General features: G+C 64.2%; 20 protein-coding genes. 4 read left to right on the forward strand and 16 right to left on the reverse strand.

The window, feature by feature from the left end; genetic code table 11:
* Nucleotides 1–37: 37 nt before the first annotated feature.
* The 5 genes from ACM6UT_RS18780 to ACM6UT_RS18800 all read right to left on the reverse strand — a co-directional run bounded on the left by ACM6UT_RS18780 (nt 38) and on the right by ACM6UT_RS18800 (nt 7,391).
* Complete coding sequence (locus tag ACM6UT_RS18780) at nt 38–1,177, reverse strand: hypothetical protein (protein WP_416798876.1); 1,140 nt, start codon at nt 1,175–1,177, stop codon at nt 38–40.
* 378 nt (nt 1,178–1,555) lie between these two features.
* Entirely contained in the window at nt 1,556–2,656 is a 1,101-nt protein-coding gene (gene ribB, locus ACM6UT_RS18785) for a 3,4-dihydroxy-2-butanone-4-phosphate synthase (RefSeq protein ID WP_416798877.1), read from the reverse strand.
* Nucleotides 2,657–2,665: 9 nt separating this feature from the next.
* A complete protein-coding gene (aroC, locus tag ACM6UT_RS18790) occupies nt 2,666–3,760 on the reverse strand; it encodes a chorismate synthase (protein ID WP_416798878.1) in 1,095 nt (364 codons plus the stop codon).
* Nucleotides 3,761–3,884: 124 nt separating this feature from the next.
* A complete protein-coding gene (locus tag ACM6UT_RS18795) occupies nt 3,885–7,010 on the reverse strand; it encodes a sensor domain-containing protein (RefSeq protein ID WP_416798989.1) in 3,126 nt (1,041 codons plus the stop codon).
* A 126-nt stretch (nt 7,011–7,136) separates the two neighbouring features.
* Nucleotides 7,137–7,391 carry a hypothetical protein gene (locus tag ACM6UT_RS18800; protein WP_416798879.1) on the reverse strand — a complete coding sequence of 85 codons (255 nt, stop codon included), beginning with the start codon at nt 7,389–7,391 and terminating at the stop codon, nt 7,137–7,139.
* Between ACM6UT_RS18800 and ACM6UT_RS18805 the strand changes: the two genes are divergently transcribed.
* Nucleotides 7,378–7,641, forward strand: coding sequence for a DUF1344 domain-containing protein (locus ACM6UT_RS18805; RefSeq protein ID WP_416798880.1), 264 nt, complete (start codon nt 7,378–7,380; stop codon nt 7,639–7,641). The two genes, ACM6UT_RS18800 and ACM6UT_RS18805, sit on opposite strands and share 14 nt — an antisense overlap.
* A gap of 16 nt (nt 7,642–7,657) precedes the next feature.
* Here the strand turns inward: ACM6UT_RS18805 and ACM6UT_RS18810 are convergent, their stop codons facing one another.
* The 4 genes from ACM6UT_RS18810 to ACM6UT_RS18825 form a co-directional block, all read right to left on the reverse strand.
* Nucleotides 7,658–8,248: a histidine phosphatase family protein gene (locus tag ACM6UT_RS18810; RefSeq protein WP_416798881.1), complete on the reverse strand. Its 591-nt coding sequence runs from the start codon at nt 8,246–8,248 to the stop codon at nt 7,658–7,660.
* A gap of 25 nt (nt 8,249–8,273) precedes the next feature.
* Nucleotides 8,274–9,092, reverse strand: a complete 819-nt coding sequence (fabI, locus tag ACM6UT_RS18815; RefSeq protein ID WP_416798882.1) for an enoyl-ACP reductase FabI — start codon at nt 9,090–9,092, stop codon at nt 8,274–8,276.
* 123 nt (nt 9,093–9,215) lie between these two features.
* Nucleotides 9,216–10,376, reverse strand: a complete 1,161-nt coding sequence (locus ACM6UT_RS18820; RefSeq protein ID WP_416798884.1) for a DnaJ C-terminal domain-containing protein — start codon at nt 10,374–10,376, stop codon at nt 9,216–9,218.
* A 211-nt stretch (nt 10,377–10,587) separates the two neighbouring features.
* Entirely contained in the window at nt 10,588–10,995 is a 408-nt protein-coding gene (locus ACM6UT_RS18825) for an RT0821/Lpp0805 family surface protein (RefSeq protein WP_416798885.1), read from the reverse strand.
* Nucleotides 10,996–11,076: 81 nt separating this feature from the next.
* Between ACM6UT_RS18825 and pdxH the strand changes: the two genes are divergently transcribed.
* Nucleotides 11,077–11,724 (forward strand): pyridoxamine 5'-phosphate oxidase, encoded by a 648-nt coding sequence (gene pdxH / locus ACM6UT_RS18830; RefSeq protein ID WP_416798886.1) that lies wholly within the window; start codon nt 11,077–11,079, stop codon nt 11,722–11,724.
* Nucleotides 11,725–11,735: 11 nt separating this feature from the next.
* Here pdxH and ACM6UT_RS18835 read toward each other — a convergent pair whose 3' ends face one another.
* From ACM6UT_RS18835 to ACM6UT_RS18845, 3 genes are all read right to left on the reverse strand, one after another.
* Nucleotides 11,736–12,770 (reverse strand): polysaccharide deacetylase family protein, encoded by a 1,035-nt coding sequence (locus tag ACM6UT_RS18835; protein WP_416798887.1) that lies wholly within the window; start codon nt 12,768–12,770, stop codon nt 11,736–11,738.
* Nucleotides 12,771–12,904: 134 nt separating this feature from the next.
* Nucleotides 12,905–13,696, reverse strand: coding sequence for a sulfite exporter TauE/SafE family protein (locus tag ACM6UT_RS18840; protein WP_416798888.1), 792 nt, complete (start codon nt 13,694–13,696; stop codon nt 12,905–12,907).
* Between the two features lie 67 nt (nt 13,697–13,763).
* Entirely contained in the window at nt 13,764–15,221 is a 1,458-nt protein-coding gene (locus ACM6UT_RS18845; protein WP_416798889.1) for an MFS transporter, read from the reverse strand.
* Between the two features lie 322 nt (nt 15,222–15,543).
* Between ACM6UT_RS18845 and ACM6UT_RS18850 the strand changes: the two genes are divergently transcribed.
* A complete protein-coding gene (locus ACM6UT_RS18850; protein ID WP_416798890.1) occupies nt 15,544–16,830 on the forward strand; it encodes a serine hydrolase in 1,287 nt (428 codons plus the stop codon).
* A 51-nt stretch (nt 16,831–16,881) separates the two neighbouring features.
* Here the strand turns inward: ACM6UT_RS18850 and ACM6UT_RS18855 are convergent, their stop codons facing one another.
* The 4 genes from ACM6UT_RS18855 to ACM6UT_RS18870 form a co-directional block, all read right to left on the reverse strand.
* On the reverse strand, nt 16,882–17,559 hold the full coding sequence (locus ACM6UT_RS18855; RefSeq protein WP_416798891.1) for an HAD family hydrolase: 678 nt from the start codon (nt 17,557–17,559) through the stop codon (nt 16,882–16,884).
* A 33-nt stretch (nt 17,560–17,592) separates the two neighbouring features.
* Nucleotides 17,593–18,018: a bleomycin resistance protein gene (locus tag ACM6UT_RS18860; RefSeq protein WP_416798892.1), complete on the reverse strand. Its 426-nt coding sequence runs from the start codon at nt 18,016–18,018 to the stop codon at nt 17,593–17,595.
* Nucleotides 18,015–19,430 carry a metalloprotease TldD gene (gene tldD / locus ACM6UT_RS18865; protein WP_416798893.1) on the reverse strand — a complete coding sequence of 472 codons (1,416 nt, stop codon included), beginning with the start codon at nt 19,428–19,430 and terminating at the stop codon, nt 18,015–18,017. The genes ACM6UT_RS18860 and tldD overlap by 4 nt, the downstream gene beginning before the upstream one ends.
* 142 nt (nt 19,431–19,572) lie before the next feature.
* Nucleotides 19,573–20,094, reverse strand: a complete 522-nt coding sequence (locus tag ACM6UT_RS18870; RefSeq protein ID WP_148155072.1) for an invasion associated locus B family protein — start codon at nt 20,092–20,094, stop codon at nt 19,573–19,575.
* A 321-nt stretch (nt 20,095–20,415) separates the two neighbouring features.
* Between ACM6UT_RS18870 and coxB the strand changes: the two genes are divergently transcribed.
* Entirely contained in the window at nt 20,416–21,306 is an 891-nt protein-coding gene (gene coxB, locus ACM6UT_RS18875) for a cytochrome c oxidase subunit II (protein WP_416798894.1), read from the forward strand.
* Nucleotides 21,307–21,311: the final 5 nt, after the last annotated feature.

Consider the following 21,311-nt stretch of genomic DNA (forward strand, 5'->3'; position numbering starts at 1 on the left):
ACAAGTGGGAGATCGTGTCCGGGGATTTAGGGGGCCACTACACAAGGCTAGGTGCTATGCCTTTTGCAATCTCAATAATCAGTTTGTCGTCTGACTTCTCAACACGGATAGAAAGTGTGTTATTTGCCTGAAGAACCTTAGTTTCGATGTCGAGCGTCACGAGACGTAGCCGCGAACTGTTTCTAGCTGCAATGCTCGCCAGTTTATTGTGCAGATCATCTGTACACTCATCGACTACTAGAATTGCTGGAAATCCAGTAGTGGCAAGTTCCAATGCGAGCTTTACGCTTTCCTCACCGGAAATTGAGCCTTCAGTGTATATGACCGAGCTTCGATCGATTTCGTCAGCGAGGCTGCTCGTGCGCCCAAGCACTTCATAGACAAAACGCGACTTTCCATATCCAGATGGCCCAAACATCCGAACAATTGCTTTCTCAGAAGAGATAAATTGCAGGATCTCATCAGCAGCTTGCTCGTAGGTCCACGCGCTACGTTTTGGATCTGCCCGCACCTCTACTGGTACAACGCGGTTTGCGGGCGCAAATCTTGGCTCATCATTGGATTTCCAGGGTGATTGAAAATCGGGTACCTGTCCCCACGTCTCGTGGGTTTGAAATCCAGCAAGGTTGCGCCCCATGCGTTGTGAGGCCAGCCACAGGGCAACAGCAGGATGGGTGTTGACCCAATCAGCTATGAGGTTGGCGTCATAAACGTCGATTGCGGCAGCTTCGTCTGGGTCACCGCCGCCTGCGGTAATTGCAGAGCCAATAGCTTTTACAAGTTTTTTCCGTTTCGCTGTGACCATTCGTTCGCGGCAAAATATGACATAGGCCGCTTTGCTTGAAAGAACCTCACGGATGACCGGGCTTAGCTCTGGTGGCTTCCCCTTTGCCACCTTCAGAACCTCATCACGTACACGGCTCTCTGTCAGATTTTGAGCCTTCGACTGAAACGCAGTAAAGCGACTTGGCAGATACGCAGTAGATGATTGTCCACCGCTCCACTCAACACGACCATCTTCCCCGCCGTCAGCTATGGTGATTTGCAAGGGCACAGCCGCTCCGCGTAGTGGTACCCCAGCAAGGCGGCTCTCAGACAATACGAGGCGTTTCAGGAGCTTTACCAATGTCTTGTCGTCGAGAACCGCGATGAAATCAGGATCAGCTTCAAACAACATAAATGCTCCTCTTGCCACACACTTGTCTGCTTAACGTGCCGCTATAGAAAAACACGCGGAAGTAGCGCGCCTCATCTCTAACATGAGTGCTACCTCTTGTGCCTCTTCGTCAAACGAATGAATACCGCTATTCACAACTGGATCGACGTAAGCCTGTCACAAGAGAATGAGCAATACACGCCATGGGCAACATGGATCGTGACATGAAGCGATTGCAAGTTATCTCATTCTGTGAGACGCAAGGGCGCGAAAGGGAGACATCGTGTCCCCCTAACCATCCCTGAAAACCCGGCTTCTAAGGGGTTTGAGCGATGGTGGGCGCTCCCTCCGGCGCCACCAGTGCAAGTCAGCTGCGATTCCGCGAGCGCCCCGTCCCCCTCACACAATCTCCGTGCCGCTGATCCGGATGCCGAACCCTTCGAGCCCGACATAGTGCCGTTCGCGTGAGGCAAAGAGGCGGATCGAGGTGACGCCGAGGTCTTTGAGGATTTGCGCGCCGAGGCCGATTTCCAGCCATTCGCTTTCGCGGGCCTGCGCCTGTTCGTGTGCTTCGCGCTCGTGGTGGCCGGCGCGTGCGGTGGTCGAGACGCCGACGCCGACGGAGCCTTCGCGCAGGTAGACGATGACGCCGCGGCCCTTCTCGGCGATCTTCTTCATGATCTCGTCGATCTGGCGCTCCTTGCCGAAGACGTCCTTGCCGACATGTTCGAGATGCAGGCGCACCGGAATGTCGACGCCGTCGCGGATGTCGCCGAAGACGACGGCGAGATGCTGCATCGGGTCCCAGGGCAGCGAATAGGCGTACGCCTTTGCCGGGCCGTAGGGCGTCTCGATGCTGAAGCTCGAGGCGAGCTCGATCAGCGTCTCCTTGCGCTGGCGATAGGCGATGAGGTCGGCGACCGAGACGCGCTTCAGCCCGTGCTCCTCGGCAAAGGCGAAGACCTCCGGCCCGTGCTTGACGGTGCCGTTGTCGTTGACCAGTTCGCCGATCACGCCGACCGGCGGCAGCCCTGCGAGCTTGCAGAGGTCGACGGCGGCCTCCGTATGGCCCGAGCGCATCAGCACGCCGCCCTCGCGGGCAACCAGCGGGAAGATGTGGCCGGGGCGGACGAAATCGGCCGGGCCGACATTCGGGTTGGCGAGGTTGCGCACCGTCAGCGTGCGGTCGTCGGCGGAAATCCCCGTGGTCGTGCCGTGCTTGAAGTCGACGGTCACGGTGAATGCCGTGGTGTGGGCACTGTCGTTTTCCGCGACCATGGCGTTGAGGTTGAGGCGTTTGGCCTCCTCCTTCGGCATGGGCGCGCATACGATCCCCGAGGTGTGGCGGACGATGAAGGCCATCTTCTCGGCGGTGCAGTGGACGGCCGCGACGATCAGGTCGCCTTCGTTCTCGCGGTCGTCGTCATCGGTGACCACGACGATTTCACCGGCCTCGAAGGCGCGGATGGCGTCGACGACGCGGCTCTGGTCATAGCTCATGGGAAATCCTCACTTCAGCCGGCCGGTCTGGCCGCGATCTCTTAGATAATGATCGGCGATGATGCATGCCAGCATCGCCTCGCCGACGGGAACCGCCCGGATGCCGACGCAGGGGTCGTGGCGGCCCTTGGTGCGCACGTCGACATTGTTGCCGTCGGCGTCGATGGACTTGCGCTCGGTCAGGATCGAGGAGGTCGGTTTGATGGCGAAGCGCGCGACCACCGGCTCGCCGGTCGAAATGCCGCCGAGAATGCCGCCTGCGTGGTTCGACAGGAAGAGTGGCTTGCCGTCATTGCCCATGCGCATCTCGTCGGCGTTTTCCTCGCCGGTGATCTCGGCGGCACCGAAGCCGTTGCCGATCTCCACACCCTTGACCGCGTTGATCGACATCAGTCCGCTCGCGATGTCCTGGTCGAGCTTGCCGTAGATCGGCGCGCCGAGTCCGGCCGGAACACCCTCGGCGACGATCTCGATCACCGCGCCGACCGAGGAGCCGGCCTTGCGGATGCCGTCGAGATACTCTTCCCAGACCGGCACGATCTCGGGATCGGGCGCGAAGAACGGGTTTTCGCCGACCTGCGCCCAGTCCCAGTTGGCCCGGTTGATCCTGTGTTTGCCGATCTGCACCAGCGCGCCGCGGATGGTGACGCCGGGGATGACGAGGCGGGCGATGCCGCCGGCGGCGACCCGGGCGGCCGTCTCGCGGGCGGAGGAGCGTCCGCCGCCGCGATAGTCGCGGATGCCGTATTTGACGTCATAGGTGTAGTCGGCGTGCCCCGGACGATATTGCCGGGCGATCTCGCCGTAGTCCTTCGAACGCTGGTCGGTGTTCTCGATCAGAAGCGAGATCGGCGTGCCGGTGGTGACGAAGGAGCCGTCCTCCTGCGGCATGACGCCGGAGAGCACCTTGACGAGATCGTCCTCCCGTCGCTGGGTGACGAAGCGCGACTGGCCGGGCTTGCGCTTGTCGAGCCATGTCTGCAGATCCTCCTGGCGGAAGCGCAGGCCGGGCGGGCAGCCGTCGACGACGGCGCCGAGTGCCGGCCCGTGGCTTTCGCCCCAGGTGGTGACGCGGAACAGGTGACCGAAGGTGTTGTGCGACATGTCTCAAAGGTCCGGAACTTGGGCGGCCGGGCCGCCTTCTCGTATCGGGCACACACATAGTGGAAAACCACCCTCGGGGGAAAGGCTTTTTCCTGTCGCCGGAGCCGGCGGACGGCAGTCGGCGTCACGCCTGCCGCGCGACCGCCGCGCCTGCGCGGCGGGCGGCGAAGCGGGCAAACTCCGCGAAGGGAAGGGGCTTTGCGAAGGCATATCCCTGCAATTCGTCGCATCCGAGTGTTCGGAGGAGTTCGGCATGCGCCGGCGTTTCCACCCCTTCGGCGATCGTCTCGATGCCGAGCGAGCGGGCGATTTCGACGATCGAGCGCACCAGTGCGCGCTCCTGCGGCGAATTGAGGATCGGCATGACCAGCTGGCGGTCGATCTTCAGCCGCTTGGGCTTGAGACGCAACAGGCTGACGATCGAGGTGTGGCCGGTGCCGAAGTCGTCGATCTCGATGTCGATGCCGAGCGCCTTGATGTCGGCGAGGTTGGCGCTCGCCGGATCGTCGCTGTCGTCGAGGAAGATCGATTCCACGAGCTCGAAGGCCACCTCGCCCGGGCGGATGCTGAGGCCGCGAAGCTGGTCCACCAGTGCCGGGTCGTGCAGCCGCCGAGAGGAGACGTTGACCGACATCCGCGGCAGGTCGATACCCTCGGCCATCCAGCGCATCTTGTCGCGCAGCGCCGTCTCCAGCACCAGCTGGTCGATGCGCGCCATGACGTTGAGCTCCTCGGCGAGCCGCAGGAAGCGCCCCGAGGCGAGGATGCCCTGGTCGGGATGGTTCCAGCGCACCAGCGCTTCCGCCCCGGTGAGCCGCATCGTCGTCGCGTCGAATTGTGGCTGGTACCAGACGGTGAACTCGTCGCGTTCCAGCCCTGCAAGGATGTCGTCGGCGAGCCTCTTGCGGGTGACGATGTTGGCCTGCAGCGCCTGAGAGAAGAATTCGTAGCCGTTCCGCCCCTTCTCCTTCGCCTGGTAGAGGGCGATGTCGGCGTTGATCAGCACCTTGCGCGGATCGGAGCCGGCCCCTTGCGACTGGGCGATGCCGATCGACACGCCGCAGCGGCAGGAGAATCCGTCGAAATCGACGGGCCGGCGCATCTCCCTGATGATCCGCTCGCTGAGCATCGAAAGCTCCTCCGTCGTCACCGGACGGGTAATCAGGATCACGAATTCGTCGCCGCCGATGCGCGCCACCAGGTCGCCGGCCCCGACGGTCCGCGACAGGATGTCGGCGGCATGGGTCAGAACCGCATCGCCCGCGGCGTGGCCGAGCGTGTCGTTGATCTCCTTGAAGCGGTCGAGGTCGAGATGCAGGATCGCAAACCGCGTGCCCGGCCCGGAGCCGCTGCGGACGAGCTCGTCGAGTTCGTCGTCGAGCTTGCGGCGGTTGGCGAGCGCCGTCAGCGGATCGTGCAGGGCGTTGAACTCGATCCGGTTCTTGGCCAGTTCGAGTTCGATGTTGCGCGCGTCGGCCTCGGCCTTCGCCGCCCGCAGCTCCTCGGCGAGAAGAGCATCCGCGGTGACGTCGAAGGCGATGCCGATGATCTTTTCCTTGCCGTCCCTGCCGACATGCACCTGGCCGACCGAGCGGACGTAGCGCGGCTCGCCGTCCGGTAGCACGATCTGCTGCTGCGTGTTGATCGTCGTTCCGGTTTCGAGCGCGCTGTTCGTGGCTTTGAGCACTCGCTCGCGGCAGTCGGGGTGTAGGCAGGAGAGCCAGTCCTGCTGGTCAAACCGACGCGGGCTGTAGGGAAGGCCGTAGAGCTGGTGCATCCGCTCGTCCCACTGTGCCGTCCCGGATACGGGATCGGCTTCCCAGATGCCGCAATTGTAGGAGGCGAGCGCAAGGTCGAACCGGTGCGAGAGCTCGGCGAGTTCCTGCTCGCGGCTCGACAGTTCATCGAGCGCCAGCTCGAGTTCGGCATTCTTGATGTCGCTCGTCTGCTTGGCATCGCGCAGCGTCTGCGTCATCGCTGCGTCCGCGGTGACGTCGAGAACGACGCCCGTCAGCCGGCTCTCGCCTTCCTCTCCGACGGAATGGGCGCCGACCGACCGAAGGTGGCGCACGGTGCCGTCAGGCAGCACGACCCGATAGTGGAGGTCCGTGGTGTCCGTGGCGGCAATGCAGCTGTAGGCGAAGGCTTCCGCCTCGACCCTTTCGCGGTCGTCGGGGTGGATTGATGCCGTCCAGTCGGAACTCCGGTCCTCGTCGTCGGCGAAACTGGGCGCGCGTCCGTGGAGGGCCGCGCTCCGGTCGTCCCAAAGAAGCACATGACCGTCCAGCCTCACCTCCCAGATGCCGATGTCGGCCGAGTCCATCGCCAGATTCAGGCGTTGGGACAGCTCGCGCAGCTTCTTCTCGCGCTGCTTGAGCTCGGCGATATAGCGGTTGCGGTCGCGGAACAGGACGCCAGTGACGGCGGCCGGAATCATGATCGCCGCGCCGGCGAGGAAGATCGCCAGGCGGATTGCGATGCGGTTCTCCGGAGGCGTATCCCAGCCGCCCTGTGGCGCTGCCAGGATTTCGAAAGCGCCGCCGGGCACGTCCAGCCGCAGGGTCGCCGGCGCCGCGCCGGTCGCGAAGCGTGGCCCGATGTCGAGGGGTGCCGCGTCCGGTGCGATATGCCTGATCGACCATTGCAGGTCTGAAAGCGGGAGAGGTCCCGCCGCCGGCATTCCGTCGTCCGGCCGCAGCAGACCGCTCGCCTGCAGGAGTCCGCGGGCATTGATGGTCATGGAAACGAAGCCCTCGCCATCCGCGCCCGCCACATCGAGGGGGACGGAGAACCGGAAGGCATCGTCTCCGAGCCGGAGCATCTGTCCTCCTTGCGGGACCGCCGACGGGGAGACCGCCGTGCTCGCCGGCGCATTCGCGAGGGAATAGAGTGTCTCGGCAGCGGCGGCCGGGCCGGCCTTGTATTCAAACGAGCGGATATGGTCCTTGCCGTAGCCGAGGATCGCAGCGGCGCGACGCAACTGGGCGCGATCGGAATTGATGTCGGCTTCCGCGGCGAGGTGACGGACGGTGGCGAAATCGGCGGCGATTCCGGTCTCGAGCGCGAAGCGGACGACCTGCATTCCGTCGCGCACGCGTTGCACGAGCGCCGTCCTGTGCGTCTCGGTGTAGCGGTGGTCGGCGAGAACGCCTGCTGCGACGACGACGCCGGCCAGCATGCTGGAGCCGAGCAGCAATCCGCCGTTGTTCCGCGCCCGACCCCTGCGCCATCTGGATGTACGGCTCGGCATGTCCAAGTGTAGAGGTTCCTTTCGCCCGAACGCGGGCCACAATGATCTTCCCGATGTGTTCGGTTGTGACCCGTATGTTCCGGAATGGCGGGCAGCGGCGGAAATACTACGCGTGCGCGGGTTAATTTAGGATTTCATGCCCAGAAATGGTCGATCGGAAATGGTCGGAAGGGGAGCGTTTCCGACGATGCGACGGGCGAAAACTGTTGCCCTTTCACCCGCCGTCTTCACGGGTGCTTGATCGCAGCCCGGTTCCCGTGCCAACAATCGCACGGAAATGTCATTTTTGCGGGCAACTTCTGCCACATTCGGGAGGCTTACTTTGTTCAATGTTTTTAATGCACTAGTAGTGGCAAAGGTTTTCCGGATGCGTTTCGTCATGGCAGTTCTGCTCGGCACCGCGAGCTTCTTGTCCCCGCTGAGCGCGTTCGCGGGCAGCAATGACGTCGAGGCGACGATCCGTTCTCTCAACGCCGATCAGCTCACGATGACGCTGGACGACGGGAAGACTTATCTCCTGCCGCAGGAATTCAATTTCGAAGGCCTGGAAAGCGGCGTCAAGGTGATCGTGTTCTTCACCGAGGTCGACGGCAAGCGCATCGTCGACGATCTCCAGGTGGTCGGCGAATAACTCTCTTCGACCGGATCTACAGCCAGGCGACGGTCCCGCCGTCGCGGTCGATCTTCAGGATACGGTCCTGGGGAACGTTCATGTTGCAGGCGGCATCCCGCGACCATTTGCCGACGAGCCGGAAGACGCTGCGCACAACGCCGCCGTGGCTGACGCAGACCGTCGGGCGGTCGACGGAGGTGAGCCATGCGCCGACGCGCCAGGAGAGGATTTCATAGCTTTCGGCGGCCTCGCCGGGCGGGATGAAGTCCCATTTCTCCCGCCTGCGCGCTTCGACGCGTTCGGGAGCCTGCCGGCGCAGTTCGGCGAGCGTGAAGCCCTGCCAGTCTCCGAAGGAGAGTTCCATCAGCCGCGTTTCCGTCCGGTAGGCCGTGGGATCGAGACCCATGGCCGCGCGCACCCGCTCCATTGTCTCGCGGGTACGGCCGAGCGGGGAGGCGACGTAGTCATAGTTCCCGGCCTCGTCGCCGAGTTCGGCAGCAAGCCGCTCGCCGTTGCGGCTCGCCTGGCTGCGACCGAGGGCGTTGAGGGGCACGTCCTGCTGCCCCTGCAGCCTTCCTTCCGCGTTCCAGTCGGTCTGACCGTGGCGGATCATGTAGATGAGCACGGCAGACCACTCCAGAAGCGGAAGATTATTCCTTGGATACGGAGATGTCCGGGGCGTCGACCGCCTTCATTCCGACCGTGTGATACCCGCAGTCGACGTGGTGGACTTCGCCGCTGACGCCGGTCGAGAGATCGGAAAGCAGGTACATGCCCGACCTGCCGACTTCGTCGGTCGAGACGTTGCGCTTCAGCGGCGAATTGTACTCGTTCCACTTGAGGATATAGCGGAAGTCGCCAATGCCCGAAGCGGCAAGCGTCTTGATCGGACCGGCAGAGATCGCGTTGACGCGGATGCCGCGGCCGCCCATGTCGACGGCGAGGTAACGCACGCTCGCCTCGAGCGCGGCCTTGGCGACGCCCATGACGTTGTAGTGCGGCATGACCTTCTCGGCGCCGTAATAGGTGAGCGTCAGCAGCGAGCCGCCGTCGTTCATGATCCGCTCGGCACGTGCCGCGACCGCCGTGAACGAATAGACGGAGATATCCATCGTGCGGGTGAAGTTGTCGCGCGTCGTCTCGATGTAACGGCCCGTCAGTTCATCCTTGTCGGAAAAGGCGATCGCATGAACGACGAAGTCGATCTTGCCCCACTTTTCTTCGAGATTGTTGAAGACGGCATCGATGCTTTCGAGATCGGTGACGTCGCAGTCGCCGGCCATGAAGGCATCCAGTTCCTGGGCGAGGGGTTCGACGCGCTTGCGCAGGGCATCGCCCTGCCACGTCAATGCGATGTCCGCGCCCGCGTCACGGCAGGCCTTGGCGATACCCCATGCGATGGAACGGTTGTTTGCGACGCCCATGATTACGCCGCGCTTGCCTGCCATGAGGCCGGAACCTTGAACCATGTTTTGTTTCCCTGAGACTTTCGGTTGAAACTGCCTATGGCATAGCCCGCATCCCGGTTCAAGATTGACCGGGATCATCTACTGTTAGGCTGCGTAACAAAGGGTGTGAATGTCACAAATACTTCACAAGACGAGCCCGTGGCGCATCAGCCGCATGAGGTCGGTCACCTTGTCGTCCGGCTTCTCCCAGAGCAGCACGCGAAGCTCTACGGCGAGCACCCCGCGTTTTCCCTCGGTATCGACCAGGCCGAGTTCGTCGATGCGGATGACCTGATCGGAACCGGACCACGGCGGGATGGTGACCTGGACGGATCCGGTCGGCGTTTCGACGCTGGTCTCGCAACCGAGAACGGCATCCTCCAGCGTGATTGGCAACACCGTGTGGATGTCATAACCTTCGGTGCGGAATTTCTCTGTCTTCTGCACCCGGATCGTCACGGCGACATCGCCGCGCTGCATACCCTGGATCTTGAGGCCCTGACCTTTCAGGCGAATGATGTCTCCGTCCTTCAATCCGTCATCGAGGTTGACGCGAACGTCGCGTCCGTCGGGAAGCGTGACCGTCACCGGGGAACGGTTGAAGAGGTCCACGATCGAGACCTGCGCGTCGGCCAGCATGTCGGGCGCCGTTTCGGGCGCCGGCTGCCCGCCGCGAAGGCGTCGCACCAGCGCCGTGATGAGTTCGATCGGCCGGAGCGATGCGGGGCCGAAGGTGCCGCCGTTCTCTTCCTCGGGCTTGGTTGTCTGGTCTTCCCGCCGCAGGCTCTCGGCGGCGGCTGTCGCCTCCGGGCTGTCGCCGAAGATGCGGGCGACGACGTCTTCCGGGCTTTCCGAACCGGTCTTGCCGGCAGGCTTTGCCTTTGCCTGCGGTTGTGGCTGGGCTTGCGGTTGGGGCTGGGCCTGTCCCTGTGCCGCCTGCGACTGTCTCTCGGCCTTCGCCCTCTCGGCTTCGGCGCGCTGGAGTTCGGCGAGAATGCGCTCGGCATTCTCCTTCGCTTCCTTCGCGCGTTCCGCCGCCTCGCGAGCGGCCTGGCGCTGCTGCAGGATCGTTTGTTCGCGCATGCGGTTCTCCGCCCTCTCGCGTTGCCGGTCGTATCGATTGCGCTTTTCGGGATCCTTGAGGATCTCGTAGGCCCGGCCGATCTCGGCGAAGCGATGGCTCGCCTCGGGATCGTCCTGGTTATGGTCGGGATGGACGGATTTCGCCTTGTTGCGCCAGGCTGACTTTATCTCATCGGCTCCTGCATTCCGCCGCACGCCCAGCACTGAATAGAAGTCGCGCATCCAGGTCCCCGATGAATGGTCGTGGCACCCTCCGCAGGAGGAGGGCCGGCCGTTGAACGTTCGGTGCGGACGACCTCCGTCGCGCGCACAGACGGCCTGATCATCGCAAAAAGTTGCTAATCAGAAGTTACGGGGGAAGAACGAGGGCGCCGCGGTGATTCGGGCGCGGGCAGGCGATCGCGAGTTCGGTCTGGCGAAAGGTGTGGCCGCCTCAGGACTGCCTGTCGAAACTCATGAGCCGCCAGCCGGGGCCGACCGCACAGGTCTTGCCGCTGAAATAGGCGATGCCCTCGTAGGAGTGGCGGGTGGTCGAGAAGTCACGGCAGACGAAGCCGCCCTGCTTCTGTTCGCGAATCGTGGTGACGACGCCCGCACTGCCGGTCGAGGCGTTCGCCCATGGCAGCGGATCGGAGCCGAGCTTGGAGAGGTCCGCCGAGGAGACGGCGTTCTGCACCGTCATTTCATCCGAGCCGCCGTTCGCCTGGTTGCCGGCGACCGTGCCGGTGGCGATCGAGCGATCGACCTTGTCATCCCCGAACAGGTCGAGTCCGCCGGCCAAGCAGCCGGTCAGCGGAAGTACGAGAAGGGCGACGGCGATAATCCTGCCGAAGCCGGGCATCCTGCCCTTTGTGCCTGTCTCTGACTTTGCTATGTCTCTCAATGGGCGTCCTGTCCAGCGCTGGAAACCTGGGCATTGGTGATGAACTTCAGGAGCATTCGACTTAATATGTCTGAATCGAAGTTAACAAGCGGTGACTTTACCGAAGAGAACGAACCTTTCACCCTTTTCGGGGCATGGCTGAAGGACGCGGAGGCCTCGGAGGTCAATGATCCCAACGCTGTAGCGGTCGCGACCGTCGACGAGAACGGCCTTCCGAACGTCCGCATGGTTCTGTTGAAAGAGTTCGATACCCGCGGTTTCGTCTTCTACACCAACTTCGAGAGCCAGAAGGGACGCGAGATCCTCGGCCAGAAAAAAGCGGCCATGTGCTTCCACTGGAAGTCCTTGCGCCGGCAGGTGCGCCTGCGCGGCGAAGTCGAGGTCGTCTCCGACGAGGAGGCGGACACCTATTACCGTTCCCGTCCGCTCGGCAGCCGCATCGGCGCTTGGGCGTCGAAGCAGTCCCGTCCGCTGGAAAGCCGGTTCGCACTCGAAAAGGCGGTCGCCGAATACACCGCCCGCTACGCCTTCGGCGACGTGCCGCGGCCGACCTACTGGTCCGGCTTCCGTATTCGTCCCACCTCGATCGAGTTCTGGCACGACCGCAAGTTCCGCCTGCACGACCGGATCGAGTTCCGTCGCGAGACGGTCGATTCGCCGTGGACCAAAGTCAGGATGTATCCCTGAGGGTCGGGTCCCTAGCCCTTGAGGCGGAAGGGAATGCCGGAGGCGAGCGCGGAAACGTAGCGCCTCTTCTGGTAGAAGCCGTTCAGCGAAATCCGCGGTAACCGGAAGAAGTGCCCGGAAGACTGGCGGTCCAGCGTGCCGGGGGATGTCGTCACCGCAAGGCGGCATCCGGCATCCTCGACGGCCCGGATGCTTTCCTTCGTGACGCTGCGACCGTCGCCGTAGGGATAGGCGAAGGCCTGCGGCCGCCTGCCGGTAAGCTCCTCCACATAGTCGGCGGACCGGCGCACTTCATCGGCGACGGTGACCGCATCGAGAAAGCCGAGCGACCGGTGGCTCACCGTATGGGCTCCAAGCGTGATGAGTGGATGCCGCGCGAAGGCCGCGAGCTCTTCCCCCGACATCACGAGATCCTCGACGATCGCCCCGGGTTCGATGCCGATTGCGGCAGCCGTGCGGTCGAGCCTCGCGATCATCGCATTCTCGCCCTCGGCACAGATAGCCTCCGCGATACGCCGGAAAGCCGCGCGCATGTCCGCGCCTGTGCGGAGGTCACGGATGATCGGCTCGCTGCCGCCGAGGTCCACCGCCTGCTCTCGACAGAGGATTGCCGCGGCCGTCTCCCACCAGATGGTGTGGCTGCGTTCGGAAAATCCGCGACAGATGAAGACGGTGAAGGGAACGCCATGCCGTTCGAAGACCGGTAGCGCATGGTCGCGATTGTTGCGGTAGCCGTCGTCGAGCGTAAAGGCGGCGAAGGGCGGGCGTTCCGGTTCCGGCGAACGCAGAAGGGCAGGGATCTCTTCGAGGGAGACGAACCGGTAGCCCTCGGCCTTCAACTGCCGGATCGCCGCGTCGAGGAATTCCGGCGTGATTTCGAGATGTTCGTTGACGTCGGTCGGGGCCGGAACGAAGGGCCGGACATGGTGCAGCGTGAAGATCGCGCCGAGTCCGCGCGCCGACGCCATCGCGCCCGCGCGTCGCAGCAGGTGCGATGCTTCGAGCCCGGCGGTGATGACACCGCGTCTCGCAAGCTCCTTCAGCATTGTTTTCCGTCCTTCACTCCTGCCGGTGAGGCATCCGCGGTGCCGTCTCGCGCAGCGTGAGGCGACCGTAGCCGACCGACGTTAAGCGAGAGTTGCCGGGATACCCGAAATCTACGGGGAATTGCATCCTCTTCTCATCGCAGCAGGTCGTCGAGCAGCGGCAGACCGACGATCGCGGCGGCAGCGATGAGTCCATAACAGATGCGCCGGAACACCAGGTCGTCGGCCTTGCCGAAAAGCCGCGATCCGGCAAGTACACCGAGGCCGAAGACGGGGCCGGCGACCAGCGATAACGCAAATGCCGGCAGGTCGAAGAAGCCGGCGAACACGTAGTTGACGCCGGTAATCAGCGAACTCATCGCGAAATAGAAGACGAGATTGGCGCGCACCGTCGCGGCCGGCAGCGCTCCGCCGAGCCAGTAGGCGACGACCGGCGGTCCGCTCACCTGCGCCGCGCCGCCGAACACGCCCGCAACAGCGCCGACGCCAATGGTGAGCGGCGCAGTCGGCTTGCCGTGATAGCGCCAGCCGGATACCAGCAGGGCAAGCAGCGAAATGACGACGATGATGATCGCCCAGCGGACGGCGAGCGGGTCTGCACGCGCGAGGATCATCGTGCCGAGCGGCACGCCGGCGAGCGCCCCGACGAGCATGGTGCCGGCCTCCCGTTTATCGGCCTGCCGCACGGCGCCGGGAAGCATCGGCAGGGCCATTACCAGGTCGATCAGGAAGAGGACGGCCACGGCGAGCCGCGGCTCGACGACAGAGCTCGCCAGCGGAATGAAGATGAGGGCGCCGCCGAAGCCGGAGAAGCCGCGCGCCAGCCCTGCGACCAGCGCCGAGGCGAGAAGGAAGGAGAGCGTGCCGGTGCTCTGGCCGGCGACATAGGCAGGGATGGCGGCGAGCGTGATCTGCGTGGGCTCCATGCCTGTCGTCCTCCCTTCGTTCGGAGACCCTGTCTAGCAGAGTCGCACAGCAGGAAGACAGCCGGCATCAGCGCGTGCTTGCCCTCGGGTCGCGGAGCAACCGGACGGCACGCCAGGAGACGAGGGCGGCCGGCAGCGACCAGAAGAAGGCGAGGACGAAGGCGGTGATGAGCGGCCCCCGCATGCCCTCGGCGCCTTCTGCCGCCGCAAGCCCGGCGGCATTCGCCGCGAGCCCGGCAAGCGCACCGCCGAGCGCATAGCCGGCCGATTGCAGCGTCGGCAGCAGCGTCGAGGTCTTGTCGCGCTCGTGCGCGGGGGCAGTGTCCATCAGCATCTGGCTCAAATAGCCCCAGCTCACGCCGAAGCCGGTGCCGATCGCCACCTGCGCGACGACGAGCAGCGCGATTGCGCCCGAAAGCAGCGACGCGACCAGCAGGCCGAGCCCGCCGACGAGGAGCAGCGGGCCGATCCAGATCATGCTGCGCTTGCTGCCCTCCGTCCGGAGGTTGGCGACGCCGATCGCCGTCAGGCTCCAGCAGATTGCCATCAGCGCGCTCAGGCCGCCGGCGGCCGTCGGCGGAAAGTGCCAGAGGTTCTGCAGGCTGAAGACGAGATAGACGCTGCTCGTCGCCTGGGCGAGCGACATCAGGAGGACGGCCCAGAGCCCGAGCCCCAGCGTCGAGCCGAGCGCGAAGGCGCCTGCCGGCAGGATCGCGTCCTTTGCCCGGCGGTCGAGCCGCAACGAGCCGGCGAGTGCGATCGCCGCGATGAGGAGGGCGATTGCCGCCTGCGACGAGGCGTCGGAAAGTCCGGCCAGCAGCACCGTCACCAGCGCTGCGGCGAGAAGGGCGAGCCGCAGTCCGGGGAACCTCGTGCTCTGCACCTTTCCGCTCCGACGCTTCGGCACGATCGTGACTGCCATCAGCACGAAGATCGCGATGATCGGCACGTTGACGAAGAAGGCGGCGCGCCAGGAGATCGTCTCCGTGAGATAGCCGGCGAGCACCGGACCGCCGAAGGCGGCGAGCGCCCAGATGAGAGCCTCCGCACCGAAGACCTTCGGCACCAGCCGTGGCGGGAAGATTTCCGGGATCAGCGCATAGCAGATTGCCGCGACCACGCCTTCGCCGAGCCCCTGTCCGATGCGCCCGAGAAGGACGGTGCCCATCGTGGTGGCAGTCGCCGCAAGCAGCGTCCCGGCGAGGAAGACGAGGGCGGCGGCGGTGAGGACGAGACGGGCGCCGAATCGCTCCTTCAGCATCGCGGCGCTCGCGCCGGCGATGATCGAGGCGGTGAGAAAGAGCGTCAGCGACCAGGAGATGACCGCCTCGCCGCCGAGTTCGGCGACGGTGGTCGGCATCACCGTGCTGACGAGGAAGCCGTTGAATGCGTAGAGCGCCACGCCGAGGCAGAGCATCGCGGTGGCGACGAGATAGTGGGGCGCAAGCAGTTCCAGCCAGCGGCCGTCGCCCTCTTCGGGTGCGGCGGGCGACATCTCGGTGATCTCTCTTTCGTGGACGGTCATCGGTCGTTGCTTTCCTTTGCGGGTCCTTGACGGTGATTTGCGGACGCTACGACCTCAATCGCGGTTGAGGTAAAGGGGGATTTTTCCGTCGCCGTCACGCCGGCGTGAAAGGTTGCGTTAACCACGGTCGGCAATTTCTGTGCGCCATTCCACCCACCCGACCGGCACCAGCGTCGGACCAGCTTCACCGATCAGATTATGGCTGTATTGCTCGATTGTCGCCGCATTCTTTGTCTAGGCATCCCCCCGGTCTTCGAATCGGCCCGCCGATTCCCGTCACCCGGACATTCTCGCGTTTCTGATCCGCTCCCGTGGAGGAATGATGAATAAGCTATTGGTCGCGCTCTCGTTTTTCGTAGTGATCGGCTGTTTCACCAGTTCCGCCAATGCCGGCAGCGCCCAGTTCCTTCTCGACGCGCGGACCGGAAAAGTCCTCGCCTCGGAAAATGGCGACGCGTTCAATCATCCGGCCTCGCTGACCAAGATGATGACGATCTACATGACCTTCGAGGCAGTCCGCCGGGGCAAGCTTTCCTGGGACAGTCCGGTGCCGTTCTCGAAATACGCCGCCTCGCGCCCGCCGACCAAGCTGCGCGTCAAGGCGGGTGATTCGATCACCGTCCGGGAAGCCGTGCTCGGCATGATCGTCCAGTCGGCGAACGACGCCGCCGCCGCCATGGCCGAGAAGCTCGGCGGTTCCGAGCCCGCCTTCGCCGAGATGATGACGCGCAAGGCCCGTTCGCTCGGGATGGCGAACACGGTCTTCGTCAACGCATCCGGCCTTCCCGACGACCGCCAGATCACCACGGCGCGCGACATGTCCACGCTCGGGCTGGCGCTGATGCGCGACTTCCCGCGGGAATATAAGCTCTTCTCCACCCGTTCCTTCGCCTTCCGCGGCCGCACGATCAACGGCCACAACAACCTCATGTACCGTTACAAGGGCATGGACGGCATCAAGACCGGCTACACCAACGCCTCCGGCTACAATCTCGTCAGCGCCGTCGCCGATGGCGACCGCCGCGTGATCGGTGTCGTGATGGGCGGGCGCAGCGCCGGCGGCCGTGACAAGCTGATGGCGAGCCTCATCGACGGTAACATCCGCAAGGCTTCGGGCGGTTCCTCGCTTGTCGCCAGCAACGGTCCCGGTGCGGTGCTCGCTCGTCTCGGCGACGAAGTCCCTCTTCCTGTCGTCGCACCGGATCGTGATGCCGTGGCAGAACTCATCAGCGATGCGGCGCCGGCCCCGGCCAGTGATTACGGCACCGCTTTCGCGGATACGGACAACGCCTCGGATGCGGTCGCGGCCGTCGAGAGCGTCGCCATGCCGAAGCCCGCAATGCCGGTGCGTGGCGGCGGACAGTGGCAGATCCAGATCGCCGCTGCAGCCAGCGCCGAGGCGGCGATGGGGCTGCTCTCCGATGCCAAGGCGAAGATCGGCGAACCGCTCGCCAACCGCAACGCCTATACCGAGCGCGTCTCGCGCAACGGCAACACCTTCTACCGCGCCCGCTTCGGCGGCTTCGACAGCAAGGTCGACGCCCGCCGCGCCTGCGAGAAGCTCGTCGAAAACCGCTACGACTGCGTGCTGATGCCCGTGAACGGCTGACCGCCGCGGCTCTTTTGTTCTACGGGAAAGGACGTTTCGCGTCCGCCGGGTTTACGCCCGCTCTGCCGTCAGCGGCTCGCTGAAGAAGGCGCAACACTCCTCGAGGCTCCCGGCGACACGCGCACAGAGCGCGACGATCTCGTCCGTCGGCGCAAGCAGGTCCGGTACCATTACGGCCATCATGCCGGCCGCCGCCGCCGAGCGGATGCCGTTGTGGGAATCCTCGAGCGCAAGACAGTCCTCCGGCGCGACGCCGAGCCGCTCCGCCGCGGCGAGATACGGATCGGGCGCCGGCTTGCCACGGGCGTAGTCGCCCTGGGCGATGACATGGTCGAAGCGCGGCAGCAGGCCGAAGCCTTCGAGATGGTGGCGCACCTGCTGATGGGCCGAGGAGGTGCAGATCGCCCGCGGAATGCCGTGCCGGTCGAGCGTGTCGAGAAGTGCGGTGACACCGGCCTTCAGCTTGAGTTCGGTCGCGATCAGCCGGTCGAAATGGTCGATCCAGACGGTGCGGAAGGCATCCGGGTCGAAGTCCTTGCCATAATGATCGGTCATCAGCTGCGCGATGCCCGGCCACGGTTGCCCCATCATCGCCTCGTAGATCGACGGGCCGATCGGCAGGCCCTTTTCCGTTGCCGCCGAGATCACCGACTTGCGGTAGAGAATTTCGCTGTCGAGGATCAGGCCGTCCATGTCGAAGACGACGGCGCGGGGCAGGCGGGGTAGCATCTTCTCTCGGTTTCCTTCGGTCTCTTTATTTTGTCACGTCGCAGGTCGGCTGCCGAGCTCCTCGTAGAGCCGAAGCAGGTAGCCGTCCGGGTCCGCGACCATGAACTGGCGATTGCCAACTTCCAGGTCGTTGCGGCGATACCACTTTTCCTCGAGGGAAAGATAGGGATTGATCCCGGCTTTCTCCAGGCGCTGCAGTATCGGCTCGACGGCCGGCACCCGGATCTGCAGATTGAGCCCACGGCCGAAGGGCCGTTCGAACGGAGCTCCGCCGAGCTCGAATGTACGACCGACCCCTATCTCGTCGATCATCAGTTGCGCCTCGCCGAGATGCAGGAAGCTGAAGCCCTCGTCGGGTCGCTCATAGGCGACCTCGAAGCCGATCAGTTCGGTATAGAAGGCGCGGCTGGAGCGCCAGTCGCTGACTGCCAGTTCCGGGACGAGGGCGTTCCCGCTCACGTCCTCGTGCCACCGACGGTCACCTGGTCCATCCTCAGATGCGGCTGGCCGACGCCGACCGGCACCCACTGGCCGCCCTTGCCGCAATTGCCGATGCCGGTGTCGAGCTTCATGTCGTTGCCGACCATGGAGATGCGCTTCATCGCCTCCGGGCCGTTGCCGATCAGCATCGCGCCCTTGACCGGCGCGCCGATCTTGCCGTCCTCGATCATATAGGCCTCGGTGCAGCCGAAGACGAACTTGCCGGAGGTGATATCCACCTGGCCGCCGCCGAAGGAGACGGCATAGATGCCGCGCTTCACCGAAGCGATGATTTCTTCCGGCGTCTTGTCGCCGCCGAGCATGTAGGTATTGGTCATGCGCGGCATCGGCTGGTAGGCATAGCCCTGCCGGCGGCCATTGCCGGTCGCCTTCATGCCCATCAGCCGGGCGTTCTGCCGGTCCTGCATGTAGCCGACGAGCCGGCCGTTCTCGATCAGCACATTGTATCCGGACGGCGTGCCCTCGTCGTCGACCGTGATCGAGCCGCGGCGAAGGTCGATCGTGCCGTCGTCGACGATGGTGACGCCGGGCGCGGCGACCATCTCGCCCATCAGTCCAGCGAAGGCGGAGGTCTTTTTGCGGTTGAAGTCGCCTTCGAGCCCGTGACCCACCGCCTCGTGCAGCATCACGCCCGGCCAGCCGTTGCCGAGCACGACGTCCATGGTGCCGGCCGGCGCATCGATCGCCTCGAGATTGACGAGCGCCTGGCGCAGTGCCTCGTCTGCTCCGTTCTTCCAGCTCTCCTCGGTCAGGAAGTCGCCAAAGCCGACGCGTCCGCCGATGCCGAAGGAACCGGTTTCCTGGCGGTCGCCCTCGCCGGCGACGACGGAGATGTTGAGCCGCGTCATCGGGCGGATGTCGCGCACCCGGTGACCGTCGGCGCGCAGGATCTCGACGACCTGCCAGCTGGCGGCGATCGATGCCGTGACCTGGCGGACCTTCTCGGTCTTGCCGCGCAGATAGGCGTCGACCTCGGAAAGCAGCTTCACCTTCTCCTCGAAGCTCGGCGAGCCGATCGGGTTTTCCTCGCCGTAGAGCTTGCGGTTGGTGCGCTGGGGTGCGGCGGCATAGCTGCCGCCATGGCCGCGGGTGACGGCGGAGACCGCCTCGGCCGCACGCGACAGCGCCGAAAGCGAAAGCTCCCCGGCATGCGCGTAGCCGACGGCCTCGCCGGCGACCGCGCGAAGCCCGAAGCCCTGATCGGTGTTGAAGCTGCCGCCCTTCAGGCGACCGTTGTCGAAGGTCAGTGATTCGGCCTGCGCATGCTCGACGAAAAGTTCGCCGTCGTCGGCGCCCGAGAGGGTCTCGGCGAGCACCGAGCGCAGCTTCGTCTCGTCGCAGTCGAAAAGGTTGAGAAGATCGGTATCCATCAAAGCTCCTTGGGCGCGGGCGGCAGACGCGCTCCTTCGAACCCGATGTAGGTCCGGCTGGGGGTGGAGGCAAGCCCGTCCGCCCGAAGGGCCGTGCGGGAAGGGCAGTGCGGCCGTCAGATCATTCGCGCCGGCTGGCCGTTCAGGGCAGGGCGTCGTAGCCTTCGGCAAAGCCGGTGAGCTCGATCGGAATGCCCACACGGTCCTGGTCTGCCGATTCCCGCAGCGCGAAGACGGCGCTCTTGCCGGCCCGCAGGATCTTCATGAGCTCGTCGTCGATCTCGACCTCGACATAGCAACCCTCGGCGAAGCAGCGGGTGAAATAGGCGCGGCCGATATTGTTGCCGTCGATGAAGAGTTCCATGCCGTCCTTCAGCAACACGCCGAGCGGCGCGAGGATGCGCAGCACCTTCGCCTTGCGGTCGGCGGTCTTCAGGATCACCACCGAGAGGCCGACCTCCGGCCGGTCGTCGGCGATGACATTCTGCATGAGCGCGCATTGCTCGACGGAGGCGCCGGCCGGCGTATCGCAGATGATCGACCAGGCGCCGTGGTTGGAGCGCACGGTGCCGGGCTGTTGCGGCGTCTGCGCAAAGCCCGTTCCGGCTGCTGCGGCAACGGCCAGCGCAAGCACGCCCGACCTGAGAAGTGCTGGAACACCCATGGATACCTCTGGAATTCGAATCATCGCCGCCATTCTTGTCGTCGGGCGCGGTATTGAAAAGCCCCGGAACGTCTTTTCTCCCGAGTGCGGCATATTTGGGACCGACAAGACGTCCATGCGGTCGAAAAGCGGGTTTTGAAGGCGCCGTCAAGCCTCTCCGGCGGATGGGTCTGCGACAAATTGACGTAGCGCAAAAATGCCGCAGTGCCATTTGGTTAGGCGTATTGCGGTCAGGGACAAACTGTGATTTTAAACAGAAACCCATAGCATGGATTTTGCGTTTCCATTTGATGTGGATCAAACGCTCGAGGGAGAGACACCGTGATTAAGAGAGCTTGTGCAGCACTGGTCGCCGCGACCTGTCTGCTTTTTGCTTCCGCCGGCTTTGCCGATCAGCCCGCACCCTGGCAAATCGATCTCCAGCCGGCCGCGACGCCGATCATGGAGCAGATCCGCTGGTTCGAGCACTATACGCTCTGGTTCATCGTTCCGATCACGCTTCTCGTGCTCTTCCTTCTGATCGCGGTGGTTCTGCGTTTCCGCTCCGGCGCAAATCCGGTGCCGTCGAAGACCAGCCACAACACGATGATCGAGATCATCTGGACCTTGGGACCGGTCCTCGTTCTTCTCTTCTTCGCGATTCCCTCGTTCAACCTGCTTTCCGCGCAGCTCGTGCAGCCGGAAAACCCGGACGTCACGATCAAGGCGACCGCGACCCAGTGGCAGTGGAACTACGAATATCAGGGCGAAAAGCAGGTTGCTTTCGATTCCTACCTGCTGAAGACCGATGAAGAGCGCGCCACGGCAGGCAAGGACGACAAGGCTCTCTATCCGCGCCTTCTCGCCGTCGACAACGAAATGGTCGTTCCGGTCGGCAAGACGGTCCGCCTTCTGGTGACCGCGGCTCCGAGCGACGTGATCCACGCTTTCGCCATGCCGTCCTTCGGCCTCAAGATCGACGCCGTTCCCGGCCGTCTCAACGAGACCTGGTTCAAGGCCGACCGCGAAGGCCTGTTCTACGGCCAGTGTTCGGAGCTCTGCGGCAAGGACCACGCCTTCATGCCGATCGCCATCCGCGTGGTCGCCGAAGATAAGTATGCCGCCTGGCTCGACGCCGCGACCACCAGCGTGGAGGACGCCAACAAGGCGCTGATGGCTGCGGTCGACGGTGCGGACAAGTCCGTGCAGCTTGCCGATAACGTTTCGAAATAAGGAAG

Origin of the sequence: Ciceribacter azotifigens (assembly GCF_048159625.1) — a bacterium.
Classification (GTDB): domain Bacteria; phylum Pseudomonadota; class Alphaproteobacteria; order Rhizobiales; family Rhizobiaceae; genus Allorhizobium; species Allorhizobium azotifigens.

Excerpts from the sequence above, each read along its gene's own strand:
- ACM6UT_RS18780 (WP_416798876.1), bottom strand. The coding sequence starts at position 1,177 with ATGTTGTTTGAAGCTGATCCTGATTTCATCGCGGTTCTCGACGACAAG.
- ribB (WP_416798877.1), bottom strand. The coding sequence starts at position 2,656 with ATGAGCTATGACCAGAGCCGCGTCGTCGACGCCATCCGCGCCTTCGAG.
- aroC (WP_416798878.1), bottom strand. The coding sequence starts at position 3,760 with ATGTCGCACAACACCTTCGGTCACCTGTTCCGCGTCACCACCTGGGGC.
- ACM6UT_RS18795 (WP_416798989.1), bottom strand. The coding sequence starts at position 7,010 with ATGCCGAGCCGTACATCCAGATGGCGCAGGGGTCGGGCGCGGAACAAC.
- ACM6UT_RS18805 (WP_416798880.1), top strand. The coding sequence starts at position 7,378 with ATGCGTTTCGTCATGGCAGTTCTGCTCGGCACCGCGAGCTTCTTGTCC.
- ACM6UT_RS18800 (WP_416798879.1), bottom strand. The coding sequence starts at position 7,391 with ATGACGAAACGCATCCGGAAAACCTTTGCCACTACTAGTGCATTAAAA.
- fabI (WP_416798882.1), bottom strand. The coding sequence starts at position 9,092 with ATGGTTCAAGGTTCCGGCCTCATGGCAGGCAAGCGCGGCGTAATCATG.
- ACM6UT_RS18820 (WP_416798884.1), bottom strand. The coding sequence starts at position 10,376 with ATGCGCGACTTCTATTCAGTGCTGGGCGTGCGGCGGAATGCAGGAGCC.
- ACM6UT_RS18825 (WP_416798885.1), bottom strand. The coding sequence starts at position 10,995 with ATGCCCGGCTTCGGCAGGATTATCGCCGTCGCCCTTCTCGTACTTCCG.
- pdxH (WP_416798886.1), top strand. The coding sequence starts at position 11,077 with ATGAACTTCAGGAGCATTCGACTTAATATGTCTGAATCGAAGTTAACA.
- ACM6UT_RS18835 (WP_416798887.1), bottom strand. The coding sequence starts at position 12,770 with ATGCTGAAGGAGCTTGCGAGACGCGGTGTCATCACCGCCGGGCTCGAA.
- ACM6UT_RS18840 (WP_416798888.1), bottom strand. The coding sequence starts at position 13,696 with ATGGAGCCCACGCAGATCACGCTCGCCGCCATCCCTGCCTATGTCGCC.
- ACM6UT_RS18845 (WP_416798889.1), bottom strand. The coding sequence starts at position 15,221 with ATGACCGTCCACGAAAGAGAGATCACCGAGATGTCGCCCGCCGCACCC.
- ACM6UT_RS18850 (WP_416798890.1), top strand. The coding sequence starts at position 15,544 with ATGAATAAGCTATTGGTCGCGCTCTCGTTTTTCGTAGTGATCGGCTGT.
- ACM6UT_RS18855 (WP_416798891.1), bottom strand. The coding sequence starts at position 17,559 with ATGCTACCCCGCCTGCCCCGCGCCGTCGTCTTCGACATGGACGGCCTG.
- tldD (WP_416798893.1), bottom strand. The coding sequence starts at position 19,430 with ATGGATACCGATCTTCTCAACCTTTTCGACTGCGACGAGACGAAGCTG.
- ACM6UT_RS18870 (WP_148155072.1), bottom strand. The coding sequence starts at position 20,094 with ATGGGTGTTCCAGCACTTCTCAGGTCGGGCGTGCTTGCGCTGGCCGTT.